General features: G+C 72.0%; 16 protein-coding genes. 10 read left to right on the top strand and 6 right to left on the bottom strand.

What is annotated here, in order from left to right:
* Positions 1 to 24: 24 nt before the first annotated feature.
* Entirely contained in the window at positions 25 to 741 is a 717-nt protein-coding gene (locus RQG84_RS00080) for a hypothetical protein (protein ID WP_311208304.1), read from the top strand.
* Between the two features lie 185 nt (positions 742 to 926).
* Here RQG84_RS00080 and RQG84_RS00075 read toward each other — a convergent pair whose 3' ends face one another.
* Positions 927 to 2,195, bottom strand: a complete 1,269-nt coding sequence (locus tag RQG84_RS00075) for an MFS transporter (protein ID WP_311208303.1) — start codon at positions 2,193 to 2,195, stop codon at positions 927 to 929.
* 50 nt (positions 2,196 to 2,245) lie between these two features.
* Here RQG84_RS00075 and RQG84_RS00070 point away from each other — a divergent pair, with 50 nt between their 5' ends.
* Entirely contained in the window at positions 2,246 to 2,524 is a 279-nt protein-coding gene (locus tag RQG84_RS00070; protein WP_156368059.1) for a hypothetical protein, read from the top strand.
* A 13-nt stretch (positions 2,525 to 2,537) separates the two neighbouring features.
* Here the strand turns inward: RQG84_RS00070 and pdxH are convergent, their stop codons facing one another.
* Positions 2,538 to 3,194 carry a pyridoxamine 5'-phosphate oxidase gene (pdxH, locus tag RQG84_RS00065; protein ID WP_311208302.1) on the bottom strand — a complete coding sequence of 219 codons (657 nt, stop codon included), beginning with the start codon at positions 3,192 to 3,194 and terminating at the stop codon, positions 2,538 to 2,540.
* Between the two features lie 80 nt (positions 3,195 to 3,274).
* Here pdxH and RQG84_RS00060 point away from each other — a divergent pair, with 80 nt between their 5' ends.
* A complete protein-coding gene (locus tag RQG84_RS00060; RefSeq protein WP_311208301.1) occupies positions 3,275 to 4,390 on the top strand; it encodes a citrate synthase 2 in 1,116 nt (371 codons plus the stop codon).
* 43 nt (positions 4,391 to 4,433) lie between these two features.
* Entirely contained in the window at positions 4,434 to 5,252 is an 819-nt protein-coding gene (locus tag RQG84_RS00055) for an aldo/keto reductase (protein WP_311208300.1), read from the top strand.
* 134 nt (positions 5,253 to 5,386) lie between these two features.
* Here RQG84_RS00055 and RQG84_RS00050 read toward each other — a convergent pair whose 3' ends face one another.
* On the bottom strand, positions 5,387 to 5,617 hold the full coding sequence (locus RQG84_RS00050; RefSeq protein ID WP_311208299.1) for a hypothetical protein: 231 nt from the start codon (positions 5,615 to 5,617) through the stop codon (positions 5,387 to 5,389).
* 182 nt (positions 5,618 to 5,799) lie between these two features.
* Between RQG84_RS00050 and RQG84_RS00045 the strand changes: the two genes are divergently transcribed.
* Positions 5,800 to 6,591, top strand: coding sequence for a purine-nucleoside phosphorylase (locus RQG84_RS00045; protein ID WP_311208298.1), 792 nt, complete (start codon positions 5,800 to 5,802; stop codon positions 6,589 to 6,591).
* 56 nt (positions 6,592 to 6,647) lie between these two features.
* Positions 6,648 to 8,267, top strand: a complete 1,620-nt coding sequence (locus tag RQG84_RS00040; protein ID WP_311208297.1) for a phospho-sugar mutase — start codon at positions 6,648 to 6,650, stop codon at positions 8,265 to 8,267.
* Between the two features lie 92 nt (positions 8,268 to 8,359).
* On the opposite strand, the gene RQG84_RS00035 is transcribed toward RQG84_RS00040, so the two are convergent.
* Both RQG84_RS00035 and RQG84_RS00030 read right to left on the bottom strand, forming a co-directional pair.
* The gene (locus tag RQG84_RS00035; protein WP_311208296.1) at positions 8,360 to 11,125 is read right to left on the bottom strand and encodes an ExeM/NucH family extracellular endonuclease; all 2,766 of its coding nucleotides are present in this window, start codon (positions 11,123 to 11,125) and stop codon (positions 8,360 to 8,362) included.
* Positions 11,125 to 13,395, bottom strand: coding sequence for a 5'-nucleotidase C-terminal domain-containing protein (locus tag RQG84_RS00030; protein ID WP_311208295.1), 2,271 nt, complete (start codon positions 13,393 to 13,395; stop codon positions 11,125 to 11,127). The genes RQG84_RS00035 and RQG84_RS00030 overlap by 1 nt, the downstream gene beginning before the upstream one ends.
* Positions 13,396 to 13,576: 181 nt before the next feature.
* Between RQG84_RS00030 and RQG84_RS00025 the strand changes: the two genes are divergently transcribed.
* Positions 13,577 to 14,146 (top strand): ATP-binding protein, encoded by a 570-nt coding sequence (locus tag RQG84_RS00025; RefSeq protein ID WP_311208294.1) that lies wholly within the window; start codon positions 13,577 to 13,579, stop codon positions 14,144 to 14,146.
* Between the two features lie 243 nt (positions 14,147 to 14,389).
* On the opposite strand, the gene RQG84_RS00020 is transcribed toward RQG84_RS00025, so the two are convergent.
* On the bottom strand, positions 14,390 to 15,469 hold the full coding sequence (locus tag RQG84_RS00020; protein ID WP_055969240.1) for an adenosine deaminase: 1,080 nt from the start codon (positions 15,467 to 15,469) through the stop codon (positions 14,390 to 14,392).
* 183 nt (positions 15,470 to 15,652) lie between these two features.
* Between RQG84_RS00020 and deoC the strand changes: the two genes are divergently transcribed.
* From deoC to RQG84_RS00005, 3 genes are read left to right on the top strand one after another with little or no spacing between them, the layout of a single operon-like run.
* Positions 15,653 to 16,636, top strand: coding sequence for a deoxyribose-phosphate aldolase (gene deoC / locus RQG84_RS00015; protein ID WP_311208293.1), 984 nt, complete (start codon positions 15,653 to 15,655; stop codon positions 16,634 to 16,636).
* Between the two features lie 49 nt (positions 16,637 to 16,685).
* Complete coding sequence (locus RQG84_RS00010) at positions 16,686 to 18,140, top strand: aldehyde dehydrogenase family protein (protein WP_056552594.1); 1,455 nt, start codon at positions 16,686 to 16,688, stop codon at positions 18,138 to 18,140.
* The gene (locus RQG84_RS00005) at positions 18,140 to 19,027 is read left to right on the top strand and encodes an aldehyde dehydrogenase family protein (protein WP_055969260.1); all 888 of its coding nucleotides are present in this window, start codon (positions 18,140 to 18,142) and stop codon (positions 19,025 to 19,027) included. Before RQG84_RS00010 ends, RQG84_RS00005 begins: the two co-directional genes overlap by 1 nt.
* Positions 19,028 to 19,266: the final 239 nt, after the last annotated feature.

Here is a 19,266-nt window from a genome sequence, read left to right as displayed (position 1 = left end):
GCGCGGCGTGGTTACGGTGGTCCCGTGACCACGATCCCCCGCAGGTTCAACGGCCCGGAGCACTCAGGCAACGGCGGCTGGGTGAGCGGCCTGCTCGCCGCGCAGCAGCAGGAGCGGCACGGCAGCACGGTGGTCACGGCCACCCTGCGACAGCCGCCCCCGCTGGAGGTCCCGCTCACCTGGGAGGACCACCCCGAGGAGGTGCGACTCGTGACGGCCGGTGGCGCTCTCATCGGCGAGGCGACGTCGGGGTCGTTCGAGCACGAGCCGCTCACCGCCCCGAGCGTCGACGCGGCCGAGCAGGGCGTGGCGTCGTACCCGGGGTTCGCGTCGCACCCCTTCGACCTGTGCTTCACCTGCGGCACGGCCCGCGAGCCCGGAGACGGCCTGCGGCTCTTCACCGGTCCGGTGGGCGACGGGCGCACGGCGGGCACCTGGACCCCCCACCCCGCCGTGGCCGGGAGCGACGGCCTGCTCGACGTCCCCACCACGTGGGCGGCGCTGGACTGCCCCGGTGGCTGGGCCGCCGACTTCACCGCGCAGCCGATGGTGCTGGGCCGCATGACGGCCGAGGTGCTGCGTCGTCCCGCCGCGGGCGAGGCGCTGCTCGCGTCGGGCCTCCTGCGCGAGCGCGACGGCCGCAAGTTCCGCACCGCCACCGCCCTGCACACCGTCGACGGCGAGCTGCTGGGTCGGGCCGAGCAGGTGTGGATCGAGATCGACCTCGCCCGCTTCTCCTGACCCCTCCTCGTCACCTCCGTGCCCTCGTCAGAGGTAGGTAGCGCACCGGACACCGCCGTCAGAGGTAGGTGTCGCACCCCATCGACGGCGCATGAGGTGCGAGACCTACCGCCGACGCGCCCGTTCGGTGCGAGACCTACCTCTGACGAGTCGAGCGACGCGTCGAGCCGGACGTACGAGGCGCGCTACGGCGTGGGTTCGCGCGCGTCGTAGGCCCGGAACCCACGCGACCGCAGGCCGAACCACACCGTGGCGGCCATGCACAGCGCCCCGCCGATCGTCATCGCCCAGGCCTCCCCCGCCAGACCGGCGAGCGAGCCCATCACGAAGTCGCCGAGTCGCGGACCACCGGCGACGACGACGATGAACACGCCCTGCATGCGGCCACGCAGCTCGTCGGGGGCCGCGGTCTGCAGGATCGTCGACCGGTAGGCGGCGCTGACCATGTCGGCCGCACCGGAGCACGCGAGCATCAGCACGCACAACCACAGCAGGCTCGCGCCGGAGAAGACCGACACCCCCGCCGCCGACACTGCGGCACCGTAGACGCACACGGCTGCCACGACGGCGACCCCGTGCCGGTGCACGCGGCTCACCCAGCCGGACACGAGGAACGCGATCACCGCACCGATGCCGGGAGCGGCCTGCAGGAGTCCGAGGGTCTCCGGGCCGGTCGCGAACACGGTGACGGCGAGGGCCGGAAACAGGGCGCGTGGCTGTGCGAGCACCATCGCGAACAGGTCGATCACGAAGGTCATGCGCACGTTGGGTGCGGTGCGCAGGAAGCGCAGGCCCTCGACGACCGACCGGAGGCCCGGGACGGGCTGGCGGGTGAGCGGCGGCAGCGCCGGCAGCCGGAACAGGGAGTAGAGGGCGGCCACGAAGAGCACGACGTCGACGAGGTAGGCGGCGTCGACGCCCTTCCAGGCGATGAGCAGCCCGCCGAGCAGCGGCCCGGCGGTGAAGGAGAGGTTGGTCCCGGCCATCCCGAGGGCGTTCGCGGCCGGGAGCAGGTCGGCCGACAGCAGGCGTGGCAGCATGGCCGACCGCGCGGGCTGGTTGACGGCGAAGAGCGCCGACTGCACGGCGACCAGACCGTAGAGGAAGCCGACGGAGTCGACACCGGCGAGGCTGTGGGCGACGAGGGCCATCGAGCACAGCCAGAGCCCGAGGGCGGACACGAGGGCGACCCGACGCCGGTCGAAGGCGTCGGCGAGCGCGCCGCCGTAGAGCCCGCCGAGCACGAGGGGCAGGAGTCCGGCCAGGCCGATGAGGCCGACGGAGAACGACGACGTGGTGAGCGAGTAGACCTCGTACGCGATCGCGACGATCGTCATCTGCTGGCCGAACGCGGAGACGGTCTGGCCGAGCCACAACCGTCGATACGCCGGTGACGCGCGCAGCGGACGCACGTCGGTCAGCACCGCACCGGCCACGCCTGACAGTCTCCCCACGCAACGATCTTGGCGCATGGGTGACCGACCCTCGCTGGCAGGATCACGTCATGGCCCGGCCACCGATGACGACGCAGCAGGTTCAGCAGTGGATCGTGAGCCTGCTCGTCGTCGCGGTGTCCTGCTTCCCCCTGGGAGCGCTGGCCGCCGCAGTCACGATGCTCGCCGGCGAGCGGCACGACGCCGCGATCGTGCTGGTCGTGATCATGGGCGCGCTCGGCACCGCCGCGGTCTCGGCCGGACGGCTGGTGCACCGGCTCTCGCCGGTCTCACCGTGGACCCTGCTGGGGGTGCTGCCGGCGGTGGTGACTGCAGCCCTCGTGCTCTGACGTCTCGTCGGTCTCAGGGTTGAAGGCGGGTGCGGTGCCAGCCGCCGCCCTCGTGGCGGAACAGCAGGCGGTCGTGGACGCGGTTGCGCCGGCCGTGCCAGAACTCCATCGTCGTCGGCACCAGGAGGTATCCGCCCCAGGCGGAGGGCCGGCGCACCTCTCCGTCCCCCGCACGCTCGGTCGCCTCGCGCACCTGCTCCTCGAGGGCTGCGCGGTCGGCGACCGGACGCGACTGGTGCGATGCGACCGCGCCGAGCTGGGCGCCCCGCGGTCGGCTCGCGAAGTAGGCGTCGCTCTCGTCCGCGGGGAGCCGCTCGACCCGTCCTTCGAGCCGCACCTGGCGCTGCACGGGGTGCCAGAGCAACGTGGCCGCGGCCCGGGGGTTGGCGGCGAGCTCCACGCCCTTGCGGGAGGAGTAGTGGGAGAAGAACGTGATGCCCCGGTCGTCGAGTCCCTTCATGAGCACCGTGCGGACCGACGGAAGACCGTCCGGCGTTGCGGTGGCGAGCGCCATCGCGTTGGGCTCGGGGACCTGCGCGTCGACGACGTCGTCGAGCCACCGCCTCAGCAGGTCCATCGGGTCGTCACCGGCCGTGTCCTCGTCGAGGCCGGCGTTCTCGTACTCGCTACGCATGGCCGCGAGTCGTGCCGCGTCGAGGGAGCCGGTCATGACCACCACGGTAGTGCGGCTCAGGACCACCGGCAGGACGCGCCGCACACAGGCCCTGCGGTCCAGGGCACAATGCAGCCATGGCTGAAGACGTGAAGGTTCACCACGGGCTCGAGGGCGTCATCGCGTTCGAGAGCGACATCGCCGAGCCCGACAAGGAAGGGTCCGCGCTGCGCTACCGCGGCGTCGACATCGACGACCTCGTCGGCCGGGTGCCGTTCGAGAAGATCTGGGGCCTCCTGGTCGACGGCCACTACGAGCCCGGCCTGCCGCCCGCCGAGCCGTTCCCCATCCCCGTGCACTCCGGCGACATCCGTGCCGACGTGCAGAGCGCCATCGCCCTCACCGCTCCGGCGTGGGGCCTGCGCCAGCTCTACGACATCGAGACCCCCGAGCAGGTCCGCGAGGACCTCTCCCGCACCGCCGTGATGATCCTGTCGTACGTGGCGCAGGCCGCCCGCGGCGTCGGCAAGCCGATGGTGCCCCAGGCCGTCATCGACGAGCAGGCCACCATCGTCGAGCGGATGCTGATGCGCTGGCGCGGCGAGGTGAACCCCGACCATGCCAAGGCCATCGACGCCTACCTGGTCTCGGCCGCCGAGCACGGCATGAACGCCTCCACCTTCACCGCCCGCGTCATCGCCTCCACCGGCGCCGACGTGGCCGCTGCCCTCTCCGGCGCCGTCGGCGCCATGTCGGGCCCACTGCACGGTGGTGCCCCGTCGCGAGTGCTGCACATGATCGAGCAGGTCGAGAAGTCCGGCGACGCCGAGGCCTACGTGAAGAACCTCCTCGACTCCGGCGAGCGCCTCATGGGCTTCGGCCACCGCGTCTACCGCGCCGAGGACCCCCGCGCCCGCACGCTGCGCCGCACCGCCAAGGAGCTCAACGCCCCCCGCGCCGAGGTGGCCGAGGCGCTCGAGCAGGCGGCACTCGCCGAGCTGCGTGCACGCCGACCCGACCGCGTCCTCGAGACCAACGTGGAGTTCTGGGCCGCCATCGTGCTCGACTTCGCCGAGGTCCCGCCGAACATGTTCACGGCGATGTTCACCTCGGCCCGCACCGCCGGTTGGAGCGCGCACATCCTCGAGCAGTACACCAAGGGCCGGCTCATCCGGCCCTCCTCGATCTACACCGGCCCGGACCCCCGTGGCGCCGACGAGGTCGAGGGCTGGAACCCCAGCTGGGGCGCCTGAGCGGTTGGCGTGCGTGTCACCGGCACGCACCTACCGTGGAGGCATGACTGTTCGCGACATCGCCCTGAACGACGGAACCACCATCCCCCAGCTGGGCTTCGGTGTGTTCCAGATCGACCCTGCCGAGACGCAGGCGGCCGTCGAGAAGGCCCTCGAGGTCGGCTACCGCCACATCGACACCGCCAAGATCTACGGCAACGAGGAGGGCGTCGGAGCGGCGCTCAAGGCCACGGGTCTGGCCGACGAGGTCTTCGTGACCACCAAGCTGTGGAACGACGACCAGGGGCACGAGTCCGCGCTGCGAGCCTTCGACGCCAGCATGGGCCGGCTCGGGCTCGACGTGCTCGACCTCTACCTCATCCACTGGCCCACACCGGCGAAGGACCGCTTCGTCGACACCTGGAAGGCGTTCGAGCAGCTGAAGGCCGACGGCCGCGTGCGGTCCATCGGCGTCTCGAACTTCCGCGTCCAGGACCTGCAGCGCCTGGCTGACGAGGGCCTGACCACTCCGTCGGTCAACCAGATCGAGCTGCACCCTGCGCTCACGCAGGACGTGCTGCGGACGTTCCACTCCGAGCACGGCATCGTGACCGAGGCCTGGAGCCCGCTGGCCCAGGGCGCCGTGCTCGGCGAGCCCGCCGTCGTCGAGATCGCCGAGGCGCACGACGCCACGCCCGGTCAGGTCGTCCTGGCCTGGCAGCTGGCGCTCGAGAACATCGTGTTCCCGAAGTCCGTCACGCCCGAGCGTATCGCCGAGAACTTCGGCGCCACCGAGGTGCAGCTGGGCGACGACGAGCTGCAGCGCATCAGCGCCATCAACCGCGACGAGCGCGTCGGGCCCGACCCCTCCGAGATGAACTGACCGCACCTGCACGCACGCGACGAGACCCTGGCCATCCCCCCGAACGGCCAGGGTCTCGTCGTGTGTGATGGACCATCCCCCCGAGATGCTCCACCGTCCGGCCCGTCCCCCGACAGGCCGGAAGTCTCAGTGCGTCATGCGGCCGCCACCGTGGTGAGGGGCTGGATGCCATCGGTGTCGAGCGGCTGGATGCCATCGGTGTCGAGCGGCTGGATGCCGTCGGTGTCGAGCGGCTGGATGCGCTGGGTGACGAGCGGCTGGATACCGGCTGCCTGTGCGGTGGCCGGCACGAGCACCAGCGACGCGGCGGCGGCGAGCACGGCGACGCTCGAGGCGATCACCCTGCGCGTGCGGATCGTCGTCACTCCGGAGTCCTTTCGTTCGTCCCCTTGGTCACAGGAGACTACACGGAACTAGTTCTTTAGGACTAGACCTGACTAGTCACTCTTTTGTCCGGTCCCGCGACGGGACCTTCGGCGCCCGGAACCGGGCACGGCGCCACCTCGCCCGGACCGGTGGCGTCCGTCACGTCTCGTAGGGTGGACCGGTGACCACTGCCGAACTCGCCCGCGCAGCCGCGGAAGCCCTCGCCGACCGCACCGACGGAGCGACCCACGACGTCGCCCTCGTGATGGGATCGGGCTGGCTGCCCGCCGCCGACGCCCTCGGGACCCCTGACCACGAGATCGCCCTGGCCGACCTGCCCGGCTTCAGTGCACCGGCGGTCGCCGGCCACGGCGGCACGGTGCGCTCGGTCGAGGTCGGAGAACGCCGCGCCCTCGTGTTCCTCGGGCGCACGCACTTCTACGAGGGCAAGGGCGTGGCGGCCGTCGTCCACGGCGTCCGGACCGCGGCAGCAGCCGGCGTCCGCACCGTCGTGCTCACCAACGGCTGCGGCGGGCTCGACCCCAGCTGGACGCCCGGCACCCCCGTGCTCATCAGCGACCACATCAACCTCACCGCCACCTCACCGATCGAGGGCGCGAACTTCGTCGACCTCACCGACCTCTACTCCTCGCGCCTGCGGGCCCTGTGCCGCGAGGTCGACCCCTCGCTCGACGAGGGCGTGTACGTGCAGTTCCCCGGCCCGCACTACGAGACCCCCGCCGAGATCGCCATGGTGCGTGCCATCGGCGGCACCCTCGTCGGCATGTCGACCACGCTCGAGGCGATCGCGGCACGCGAGGCCGGCATGGAGGTGCTCGGACTCTCGCTCGTGACCAACCTCGCCGCCGGCATCTCCGGCGAGCCCCTCAACCACGAGGAGGTCCTCGAGGCCGGCAAGGCGGCCGCGAGCCGCATGGGCGCCCTGCTCGCCGACGTCATCCCCCGGATCTAGTCGGCGCCGCACCCGACCTGCACCGCTCCCACCAGCACCGCCCGCCAGGAGGCACCATGCCCGTCGTCGACCTCGCCCTCGACTGGATCGACCAGGATCCTGACCCGGTCACCCGTGCCGAGCTGCAGGCTCTCGTCGACGCCGACGACCTTGACGCGCTGCACGACCGCTTCGACGAGCGGCTGCAGTTCGGCACTGCCGGGCTGCGCGGTGCACTCGGTGGAGGACCGAACCGGATGAACCGGGTCATCGTGGCCAAGGCGGCGGCGGGTCTCGCGGCCTACCTGCTGCGCGAGACGCCAGACGACCCCTCGGTCGTCGTCGGCTACGACGCCCGCCACAACTCCGACGTGTTCGCCCGCGACACCGCCGAGATCATGCACGCCGCCGGCGTCCGGGCCTACCTGCTGCCCACGCACCTGCCCACGCCGGTGCTGGCCCACGCGATCCTGCACCTCGGCTGCTCGGCGGGCGTCATGGTCACGGCCTCGCACAACCCGCCCCAGGACAACGGCTACAAAGTCTACCTCGGCGACTCCAGCCAGATCGTCCCTCCGGCCGACACCGACATCTCCGCCCTCATCGACGCGGTCGGCCGCGTCGACGAGCTGCCTCGTAGCGACGACTACACGACGGTGGGCCCCGAGGTGGCCGAGGCGTACGTGCAGGCCGTCGTCGACCTCGCGCACGACGGGCCGCGCGACGTGGTGGCCGTCTACACCCCCATGCACGGCGTCGGGCGGGACACGCTGGTCGAGGTCGTGCGCCGTGCCGGCTTCGCGCCGCTCCACGTGGTCCGCGAGCAGGGCGACCCCGACCCCGACTTCCCCACCGTCGCGTTCCCGAACCCCGAGGAGCCCGGCGCCATGGACCTGGCACTCAAGCTCGCGTCGGAGGTGCAGGCCGACGTGATCGTGGCCAACGATCCCGACGCCGACCGCTGCGCCGTCGGCGTCCGCGACGGCGAGGGGTTCCGCATGCTCACCGGCGACCAGACGGGCGTGCTGCTCGCCGAGCTGCTGCTGCGGCGCGGCGCGGTGGGCACGTACGGGTCGTCGATCGTGTCGTCGGACATGCTCGGCCGCCAGGCTGCCGCGCACGACCGCCGCTGGCAGCAGACGCTCACGGGCTTCAAGTGGCTGGGCAAGATCGACGACCTCGTGTTCGGCTACGAGGAGGCCCTGGGCTACAGCGTCGCGCCGCACGTGGCGCGCGACAAGGACGGCGTCTCGGCGATCCTCGCGGTGCTCGAGCTCGCCGCCGAGCTGAAGGCCGAGGGCCGGACGCTGCTCGACCTGCTCGACGACCTGTACCGCGAGCACGGTCTGCACGCCACGGGCCAGCTCTCGGTGCGCGTGGAGGACCTGTCGATCATCGCGACGGCCATGAGCACGCTGCGCAGCACCCCGCCCCGCCTGCTCGCGGGTCTCGAGGTGACGTCCGTCGACGACCTGGCCGACGGGTACGCCGGTCTGCCCCCCACCGACGGCATCCGCCTGGGCCTCGGTGATGCGGCGCGCATCATCTGCCGTCCGTCGGGGACCGAGCCGAAGCTCAAGTGCTACGTGGAGGTGGTCGTGCCGGTCACCGACTCGGTCGAGGTCGCCCGCGAGGAGGCGTCGGCCACGCTCGAGGCCGTCAAGACGGACCTCGCCGTCGCGCTCGGCCTCGCCTGACCCACCCGCCCGACCCCACCCATCGGTGGATCCTCAACCGCAGGCGCACTGCTGCGGTTTGACGATCCACCGATGTGGGGCTCCGGACCTGGTCAGCGGGTGCGGTAGAGCGTGACCCCGGGCTTCACGCGGCGGTCGCCGGAGTAGACGAGGGTCAGGGTCCGCTTGCCCTTGCCGACGCCGGAGAGCCGCACCGAGGCCGTGCCGTCCACCACCTTCGCGACACCCACCGGGCGCCAGCCGTCGAGCACGAGCAGCACGCCACCGTCGGCCTTCACGTCACCTCCGGCCACCGTGGCCGTGAGCGTGACCTTGGGCGGTGCGGTGTAGCCGGTCACCGCGATGCGCGTGGGGCCGACCTGCGGCTCCTTCTGCTTCGCCGCGAACCCGACGATCGCCGGGTCGTGGTCGCTGGCGCGGTACGGGCTCGTGTCGTACAGCCGCGTGACGTTGTTGTCGTAGCGGCTGTACTCACGCCCCAGCGACTCGTCGGCGTTGATGTCCCACACGTCGGCTCCGGTGATCTTGTCCACCGCGGCCGGCGAGGCGAACACGTGGTCGAGCGAGCCGAGCAGGCCACCGAACTGGTACGTGGTCTTGTCGGTGTACTTCGCGGGGACGTTCACGTAGCCGGCGTCCTCGAGGACCGCGATCGGGTCCTCCTTGCTGTAGCTGTTGAAGTCGCCGGTCAGGAACACCGTCTCGGTGCCGGCCGCGGCCTTCTGCTCGTCGGCGAAGGCAACCAGTGCGGTGGCCTGGCGGACGCGCGACGCGTTCGACGCACCCTGGCCGTCGCCGGTGTCGGCGTCCTCGCCGGAGCCCGAGCCCTTGGACTTGAAGTGGTTCACGACCACCAGGAAGTCGTCGCGCTCCTTGCCGCCGACGGGCCGGAACTCCTGCGACAGCGGGTCACGGGCGTTGTCGAATGCGGGGTCGTCGTCGATGACGGACTCCCCCACCGGCTCGACGACACCGACGCGGTGGATGAACGCCGTGCGGATCACGTCCTCGCGCTCGGGAACCCGCGTGGGGGACGCGACGGCCGCCCACTCCTCGCGGCCGGCCTTCTCGTTGAGCGCCGCCACGAGGGCACGCAGCGCGGTGTCGCGGTCCATGCCGAAGGCGGCGGAGTTCTCGATCTCCTCCAACGAGACGACGTCGGCACCGAGGGCGTCGATGGCGTTGACGATCTTGGCCTGCTGGCGCTGGAGGTTCGCGTCGTCGGCAGCGCCGCGGGGTCCGTCGTTGGTGCAGGAGTTGACGGTGACCCGGTTGCCGTTGCGGTCGGAGTAGTAGGTGCACGTGCCGGCACCGGACTTCTCGTACGCCTCCCCGGTGAGGGTGAAGTAGTTGAGCACGTTGAACGACGCGATCTTGACGTCGCCGCCCACGTCCTTTGGAGCGGCGACCCGCGTGCTGCCGATGGTGATCGGCTCGTCGCCGCCGGCGGTCAGCTGCTGGGTGGGCTGGAGCCGCCACAGGCTGAAGCGGTAGTCGAGCACCAGGTCGTCGCCGGTGAACGTGACCGGAGCACCGGCGCGCACCTCGTTGTCGGGACGCAGCCACGGCACCGGCGTGTTCTTGCCGCCGCTCGTGAAGTTGATGCCTGCGCCGTCGTCGACGGTGATGAGGCGCCGCGCGTTGTCGGCCACGACGGCGTCGTACTCCGCCGATCCCGGGCGGGCGACGTCGGTGGGCTGCGGCAGCCCGGTGTCGCCGGCGGCGAGACCGATCTCGCCGAACGTGTTGGTGCCGAAGTTGTTGGTGATCGTGTAGCGACCCTCGGGCGCCACGAGCATGCCCTCGAGGCTCTCGCGCTGCGCCTCGCCCAGCGGCAGGGTGAGCGACGTGGGCTTCACGGCCTGGGCCGGGTCGGCGAGCTGCTTCCAGCCACCGGCCCCGGGCGACACCTGGGTGAGCCCGAAGCTCTCGGCCACCGTGCCGGTGACCTCGACGTGGTCGCCGATCTCGACGTGGGCCGCCATGGCGGCCGACGCGACGAAGACCCCGTCCGAAGCCGTCCGGTCCGCAGGAGCGGTGCCGCCCGTGCCCTCGGTCTGGAGGTAGAGCCCGTCGAAGCCGCCCGACGGGTACGCGGCGGTGACCACGCCGCTGGTGGTGACGGTCCGACCGACCAGCGGGCTGGCGGAGCCGGTGCCCTGGATCTCGGCGATCGTGACGTCGACCGGAGGCTCGGGTGGCGTGCCGCTCCCGTCGCAGTCGGTGCCACAGGCCTGCGGCGTCGGCGCACCGCCGCGCAGGTCGGCCGCGTTGTCGTCGGTGTCCTGCGCGTCCGTGCGCTGCAACGACGAGGTGACCGAGTACCCCGAGGGGGCCGGACCGCTCCCCTCGTAGGTGGCGGACGCGCCGTAGCCGACGAGGTCGACCAGCTGGTCGGAGCCGAGCACGCTCGCTCGGTCGCCGCTCAGCGCCGACGTGGAGCGGACGAGCGCCAGGGTGCCGCCGTTGGCGTTGCCCGAGAACGCGATCGACGACGTGACGTCGGGCGTGGGCAGCGCCTGGCCGTTCGAGGCGTTGGCGTTGCCCGAGACCAGCAGCGTGCCGCCGGGCTCCACGTGATGGTCGCCGAGGGCGATGACGCCGGTGAACGCGCCGGTCGAGGAGTACGAGCGGTACTGCAGCGACCAGCCGGACACGTCGATCGGCTCGTCGGTGGGGTTCTCGATCTCGACGAACTTGTTGAGGTAGGTGGCCCCGCTGCTGCCGCCGTTCAGGTAGGCCTCGCCGATCACGAGACCGTCGCCGTCGGGTGCGGCCTGGACCGGCGAGGCGGCCAGCAGGCCGGCGACCAGGGCGGCGCCCGCCGTCAGGACGGCTCCCGCGCGCACGCCGCGCATCAGCGCGTCTTCTTCGCGACGACGGTGACCTTCAGGTCACGCTCGACCGGGGCGTAGGTGTCGTCGCCGCTGTAGGAAGCCGTGAGCACCTGTGCGCCCGCCGGCAGCCGGCGGGTGTCGAGCAGCAGGACGGCGACGCCGCTGCGGGTGAGCTTCGCCGACCCGAGCTTCGTGCCTGCGGCGTCGGTGACCGTGAGGCTTCCGGTCGGGCGTCCCTCGCCGCCCTTGACGCGGGCCACCAGCAGCGACGGCGAGCCCTGCTTGACGAAGGGCAGGGTGACGACGTCGAGCCTGGCGTCGGCGCCGGACTGCTCGATCGAGAACGGCGGCAGGACCGCCGTGGTCCCCGTCGGGGTCGCCTCGACCTCGACGCGCACGTCGCCCGTGACGCCGTCGGGCAGGGCGCGCTCGACGGTGACGGCGCCGTCGCTGACCGGGAACTCGCCCAGGTCGTACGGGGTGTCGCCGGAGTAGAGCGTGGCGGTGACGCTGCGGGTCTGCGGGCTGCCGAGCGACGTCAGGTCGAGCTTCGGCAGCGTGAACGAGACCGTGCCGCCCTCCTCGTAGGAGGACTGGAGTCCCTCCACCTGCACGGCGTGCCGGGCGAAGCTGGGGGCGACGGGGCTGTTCTCGCCCAGGTAGTCGATCCAGACCTCGTAGTCGAGCAGTCCGGTGTCGACCGCCGTGCCCTCGGCGAAGGTCCGGAAGTTGTCACCGCCGGAGGCCAGGAACGACGGCACCGCGACCTTGTACGTCGTGTCGGCACCGACCTGCTCGCCGTCGACGCGCAGCGACGTGATGCGCTCGCCCTCGGGCCGCGTCGGGTCGAAGGTGTAGGCGACGTTGCTCGAGGTGCCGAGCTGCAGGTAGGGGCGTGAGGGCACGTTGCCCGCGGCGTCGCGCTGCCACTGCTCCTCGAAGACCTGCGTCAGCTGGGCACCCGTGAGGCTGACCGAGCTGAGGTTGTTGGTGAAGGGCAGCACCGCGTTCGCCTCGGCGAACGTGACCACGCCGTCGGCGTTGGAGCCGCCGGTGCCCTTGAACAGCAGGTCGCTGCGCAGGCCGCCGGGGTTGACGACGGACAGGTCGGCGCCGGCCGGGGTGTCCTTCACGCCGGCGAGCTGGGCGTCGGCGACCAGGTTGCCGAGGGTGGACTCGCTGGAGCGGTCGTCCCGGTTGCCGCCGGCGTAGGCCGTGGTGACGTCTGCCGTCACCTCGGCGACCGGCTTGCTGCCGACCTCCTGGGCGTTGGCGAGCGCGGCGTCGACGATGGTCTTGACCTCGGCCACGCGCGGGAACCGGCTCACCAGGGTGGCGTCGTCGGTGGTGGTGCGTGCCGCGTTGGTGGCGGTGCTGGTGACGTCGCCGGTGTCGCCGTCGACGGTCAGGTCGATGCTGCCGATGAACTCGCCGTAGCTGCCGGTCTGCAGCACCGGGCGGGTCTTGCCGGCCTCGCCGGGCACCGGGGCCTGCCAGGCGTACTGCTTGTGGGTGTGGCCGGTGAAGATCGCGTCGACCTCGGCGTCGGTCTTCTGCACGATGTCGGCGAAGGCGCCGCCCGCGGCCACCTCCTGCTCCAGGGTCGCGCCGTCGGGGGTCCCGGCCCCGGCTCCCTCGTGGTACGCGGCGACCACGACGTCGGGCGGGGTCGCCGACGCCTCGAGCTCGGCGACGGTGTCGTTGACCGCCTCGACCGGGTCGGTGAACTCGATGTCGGCGATGCCCGACGGCGAGACGAGCGAGGGCGTCTCCTCAGTGACCGCTCCGACGACGGCGACGTCGAGCCCGCCGACCTCGAAGGTCTCGTACGCGGGGAGCGCCGGCTCGCCGGTGGCCTTGGAGACGACGTTGGCGCCCAGGTAGGAGAAGTCCGCCCGGTCGGCGACCCGGCCGGTGAGGTCGGCGAACCCGCGGTCGAACTCGTGGTTGCCGACGGTCGAGACCTTCAGGTCGAGAGCGTTCAGCACGTCGATGGTGGGCGCGTCCTGCTGCGTGGCGGACGCGAACAGCGAGGCACCGATGTTGTCGCCGGCCGACATGAAGAGCGTGTTCGCCTCGCCCGCCTCGGCTCGCAGCTGCTCGACGGTGCCGGCGAACTTCACCGTGTTGGCGTCGATACGACCGTGGTAGTCGTTGATGTCGAGCAGCCGGATGGTGACGTCGTCGGCGGCCTGGGCCGGGGCCGCGGCGATGACGCCTGCTCCGAGCGCGAGGGTGGTGCCGAGGGCGAGAGCGGGTGCGGCCGCAGCGCGGCGCAGACGTGTCTTCACGTGAGAGCGATCCTTCGGGTCGTCGAGTCGGCCCCCCGATGGCACGACTGCGCCCGGACCAGCTCTGGAACGTGCCTCGATTCCACCCGACGACCACCTGCGGCGTCAACGCCCCCCACGTGACGAATGGGTGAAGTCGCGGTGTGGGCGCCTGCGTCGGCGTCTCGTAGGCTCACCCCTCGTGGGCGTCGTGATCGTGGCCGGGCCGTCGGGTGTCGGGAAGTCCCACCTCGGGCAGGTGCTGGGGTGGTCGGTGCTGCGCCTCGACGACTTCTACCGCGAGGGCCACGACCCCGACCTGCCGCGGTCGAGCCTGGGCATCCCGGACTGGGACCACCCCGGCTCGTGGGACCCCGTCGCCGCCGTCGGTGCCATCGCCGAGCTGTGCGCGAGCGGCGAGGCGGACGTGCCCGTCTACGACCTCGCCTCGAGCGCCCGTACCGGCACGCAGCACCTGGTGGTGGGCGACCAGTTCATCGCCGAGGGCCTGTTCGCGCCTCAGGTCGTGTCCGCCTGTCGCGAGGCGGGCCTGCTCGACGCAGCCATCTGCCTACGCCGGCACCGGCTGGTCACCTTCGCGCTGCGCCTGGCACGGGACCTGCGCGAGGGCCGCAAGAGCCCGTGGGTGCTCGTGCGGCGCGGCTGGCGCCTGAAGAACGACGACGACCGCGTCGTCGCGCAGGCCGTGGCCGCCGGCTGCGAGCCGATGACTCCCCGCCAGGCCCGGCGGATGCTCCGCTCTCCCGCTTGACCCGCCGAGATCGTCCGCCCTCGCCGGGCCGGAGGTAGGTGACGCACCGAACCCCAGTCACAGGTAGGTGACGCACCGAACCCCAGTCAGAGGTAGGTGTCGCACCTCATCGCGACCGGATGAGGTTCGAGACCTACCTCCGACGGCGTCGTTCGGTGCGTCACCTACCTCCGACGGCGTCGTTCGGTGCGAGACCTACCTCTGACGGCCCGGGTCCGCCGGTGGGGGCGGGGGCAGGGCGGGTCAGAGCGCGGCGTAGCGCGGCTTGATGACGTCGTCGATGAGGGCGAGGCGCTCGTCGAAGGGGAGGAAGGCGCTCTTCATCGCGTTGACGGTGAACCAGCGCAGGTCGTCGGCGTCGTAGCCGAACGCGTCGACGAGCAGCTGCATCTCGCGGCTCATCGACGTGCCGCTCATGAGCCGGTTGTCGCAGTTGACCGTCACCCGGAAGCCGAGCTCCTTGAGCAGGCCGATCGGGTGGTCGGCGATGGAGCGCATGCCGGGCACCGCCGACGTCTGCAGGTTCGACGACGGGCACATCTCGAGCGGGATGCGCTTGTCGCGGATGTAGGCCGCCAGCCGACCCAGCCGCGGGCCGCCCTCGGCCGCGAGGTCGATGTCGTCGATGATCCGGACGCCGTGGCCGAGCCGGTCGGCGCCGCAGCGCTGGATGGCCTGCCAGATGGACGGCAGGCCGAACGCCTCGCCCGCGTGGATGGTGAAGTGCGCGTTCTCGCGGCGCAGGTACTCGAACGCCTCGAGGTGCAGGATCGGCGGGAAGCCGTCCTCGGCACCGGCGATGTCGAACCCGCAGACGCCGCGGTCGCGGTACTCGACGACCAGCTCGGCGATCTCGAGCCCGTGCTGGGCGTGCCGCATGGCGGTGAGCAGCTGGCCGACGACGATCGGCGTGCCCTCGGCCGCGGCCTCGGCCCGGCCCTCGTCGATGCCGGCCTGGACGGCCTCGACCGTCTCGGACAGGCTCATCCCTCCGCGCAGGTGCTGCTCGGGCGCCCAGCGCAGCTCGGCGTACACGACGCCGTCGGCCGCGAGGTCGAGGACGGACTCACGAGCCACGCGGGCCAGGTCCTGCGGCCGCTGCATGACGGCCACGGTGTGCTCGAACGTCTCGAGGTAACGCGGCAGGGAGCCCGAGCTGGCGGCGTCGGCGAACCACAGTCCCAGCTGGTCCGCGGGCGCGGGCAGCGCGTGGCCGACCTCCTCGGCGATGGCGGCGACGGTGGCGGGTCGGACGCCGCCGTCGAGGTGCTCGTGCAGCGCCACCTTGGGCGCGCGTCGGATCTGGTCGGCGGTGAGGGTCACGAACCCATCGTGGCACGGGACCGGCGGCTCCGGCGTGCACGCGCCGTGCCCTCTGCGGTGGAGGCATGACCACGCGCGGCTCGAGGTGGCAGACTTCACGGGGTTCGACGGCTACCCCGCCGAACCGTCGCACCGGGCGGTTCCACCCGTCACCCGCCCGACCCCCGATCCGGAGAACCGTCCATGAGCCCCACCCCCGACACCACCGTCGACGTGTCCACCGACGACCTGCGCTCGACCGTAGGCCTCGGCGGCACCGACACCGCGGCGCTGCGCACGTTCCTGGACGGCCTGCCCGCCGTCGACCCCGTCGGCGTCGAGGCGCGGGCCGCCCAGCTGGCCACGCGGTCCATCAAGAAGGACACCAAGCGGGCCCTGATCGACCTCGCCATCTCGATGGTCGACCTGACCACGCTCGAGGGCGCGGACACCCCGGGCAAGGTCCGGGCCCTGTGCCGCAAGGCCGTGAACCCCGACCGTGAGGTCGAGGGCACGCCGTCGACCGCGGCCGTGTGCGTGTACCCCGACATGGTCGCCGTCGCGGCCGAGGCGGTCGCCGGCACCGGCGTCAAGGTCGCGTCGGTGGCCACGGCGTTCCCGGCGGGGCGTTCGTCGCTCGAGGTCAAGCTCGCCGACACCCGCCTGGCCGTCGAGGCCGGCGCCGACGAGATCGACATGGTCATCGACCGTGGTGCGTTCCTCGCCGGCGACTACGGCCTGGTGTTCGACCAGATCGCCCGGGTGAAGGAGGCCGCCGGCTCGGCGCGGCTCAAGGTGATCCTCGAGACCGGCGAGCTCGCCACCTACGACAACGTGCGTCGTGCGTCGTGGCTGGCCCTGATGGCCGGTGGCGACTTCATCAAGACCTCGACGGGCAAGATCTCGCCCGCCGCCACCCTGCCCGTCACCCACGTGATGCTGCAGGCCGTGCGCGACCTGCACGACCTCACCGGCGCCCAGCGCGCCGTCAAGCCCGCGGGCGGCATCCGCACCACCAAGGACGCGATCGCCTACCTCGTCGCCGTCCACGAGGTCGCCGGCCCGCAGTGGCTCGACCCGCACTGGTTCCGCTTCGGCGCCTCCGGCGTCGTCAACGACCTGCTGATGCAGCGCCGCACCCAGACCAACGGCCACTACAGCGGCCCCCGCTACGTGAGCGTCGACTGACCATGCGTCCGTCCGCCGCCCAGCACCACCCGAAGAGATGAGCAGCCCCATGGATCTCGACCTGACCTACGCCCCGGCCCCGGAGTCGGCGGCGATCGCCGCGATCAAGCCGCGCTACCAGATGTTCGTCGCCGGCGAGTTCGTCGACGGCGGCGGCGACGACCTGACGTCGCTCAACCCCGCCACCCGCGAGCCGCTGACCACCGTCAGCACGGCAACGGCGGCCGACGTCGACCGCGCGGTGGCCGCAGCCCGCAAGGCCTACGACGGCCCCTGGTCGCGCATGGGCGGGGCCGAGCGCGGCAAGTACCTGTTCCGCATCGCCCGCGCCATCGCCGAGCGTGCGCGCGAGCTGGCCGTGGCCGAGTCGCTCGACAACGGCAAGCCGATCCGCGAGACCCGCGACTTCGACGTCCCGACCGCCGCCCAGCACTTCTTCCACCACGCCGGCTGGGCCGACAAGCTCGGTCACCTCGGGCTCGGTCCCGCCCCGCGCCCGCTTGGCGTGGCCGGCCAGGTCATCCCGTGGAACTTCCCGCTGCTCATGGCCGCGTGGAAGATCGCCCCTGCGCTGGCCGCCGGCAACACCGTCGTGCTCAAGCCGGCCGAGACGACGCCCGTCACGGCGCTGATCCTCGCCGAGATCCTCGCGGACGCCGAGCTGCCGCCCGGCGTCGTCAACATCGTCCCCGGTGCCGGCGACGTGGGCAGCGCCATCGTCAACCACCCCGGCGTCGACAAGGTCGCGTTCACGGGCTCCACGCCCGTCGGCAAGCGCATCCAGTCCGAGCTGGCCGGCACCGGCAAGAAGCTCACCCTCGAGCTCGGCGGCAAGGGCGCGAACATCGTGTTCGCCGACGCCGCCGTGGACCAGGCCGTCGACGGCATCGTGTCGGGCATCTTCTTCAACCAGGGCCAGGTGTGCTGCGCCGGCTCCCGCCTGCTCGTGCAGGAGTCCGTGGCCGACGAGGTCGTCGAGAAGCTCAAGAAGCGCATCGAGACGCTGCGCGTCGGTGACCCGCTCGACAAGAACACCGACGTGGGCGCCGTGAACTCCCAGATGCAGTACGACAAGATCACGAACCTCACCCAGGTCGGCGCCGACGAGGGCGCCACGGTGTGGACGAGCAGCTGCGCGCTCCCGGAGAAGGGCTGGTTCGTGGCCCCCACGGTGTTCACCGACGCCACCGCGTCGATGCGCGTGGCCCGTGAGGAGATCTTCGGCCCGGTGCTCACGACGCTGACCTTCCGCACGCCCGAGGAGGCGCTCGCGAAGGCCAACAACACGCCGTACGGCCTGTCGGCCGGCGTCTGGACCGAGAAGGGCTCGCGCGCCATGGGCATGGCCGCGGGCCTGAAGGCGGGCGTCGTCTGGGACAACACGTTCAACAAGTTCGACCCCACCGCCTCGTTCGGCGGCTACGGCGAGTCCGGCTTCGGACGCGAGGGCGGCACCGCCGGCATGGCGGCCTACCTCGACACCGACGACGAGGGAGCACTCTGATGGCACGACTGTCCGTCGCCAAGACCTACAAGCTGTACATCGGTGGCGCGTTCCCGCGCTCGGAGTCCGGCCGTACCTACCAGGTGCACGACCAGAAGGGGTCGCTCATGGCCAACGCCGCCCTCGCCTCCCGCAAGGACGCCCGCAACGCCGTCGTCGCCGCCCGGTCCGGGTTCTCGAAGTGGGCCGGCGCCACGCCCTACAACCGCGGCCAGGTGCTGTACCGCGTGGCCGAGATGCTCGAGGCCCGCCGGGCCGAGCTCGTCGACCTCATCGTGCAGAGCCGTGGCGCGACCGCCGCCCAGGCGCGCGCCGAGGTCGACGCGTCGATCGACCGCGTCGTGCACTTCGCCGGCTGGACCGACAAGCTGCCCGCCGTCTTCGGTGGCGCCAACGCCGTGTCGGGCCCGTACTTCAGCTACTCGGCACCCGAGCCCACCGGCGTCGTGGCCATCGCGGCGTCGCCGACGTCGGCCCTGCTGCCCCTCGTGGCCGCCGTGCTGCCCGTGCTCGCCGGCGGCAACAGCGTCGTCGTCGTGGCGTCCGAGGCCGACCCGACGGTCGCCGTCACCTTCGCCGAGGTCCTCGCCACGAGCGACGTTCCCGCGGGCGTCGTGAACGTGCTCACCGGCCGGGCCGCCGAGATGATGCCCTGGCTCGCGAGCCACGCCGACGTCAACGGTCTCGACCTCACCGGCATGGCGGCCGACGACCGTGTGGAGCTGGAGCGGTCGGCGTCGGGCACCGTGAAGCGGGTCTACTCCCCCCGCCGCGAGCCCGACTTCACCGCCGCCCCCGGCACCGCCCGCCTGCGCGCGTTCCTGGAGATCAAGACCGTCTGGCACCCCGTGGGCGCCGTGTCGCTGGCGGGTGGGTCGGCGTACTGAGGTTCGTCGCGTCCTCCGGCTTCGCCTCCTCGGCCCAGCCTGACCTGCGGCTGCACCGCCCAGCCTGATCTGCTGCTCCACCCCTCCGGCTGAGTCCTGACCGGGGCTGCGCGGCCTCGGTCGGGCTTCCGCCTGCCGCTGCGTCGCTGCCGGTGGGCCTTCACGTGCTGCTGCGTCGCTGCCAGTGGGCCTTCACGTGCTGCTGCGTCGCTGCCAGTGGGCCTTCACGTGCTGCTGCG

Source organism: Aeromicrobium sp. WCS2018Hpa-31 (assembly GCF_031843905.1).
Taxonomy (GTDB): Bacteria; Actinomycetota; Actinomycetes; order Propionibacteriales; family Nocardioidaceae; genus Aeromicrobium.
This window is presented reverse-complemented; position numbering and strand designations above follow the sequence as displayed.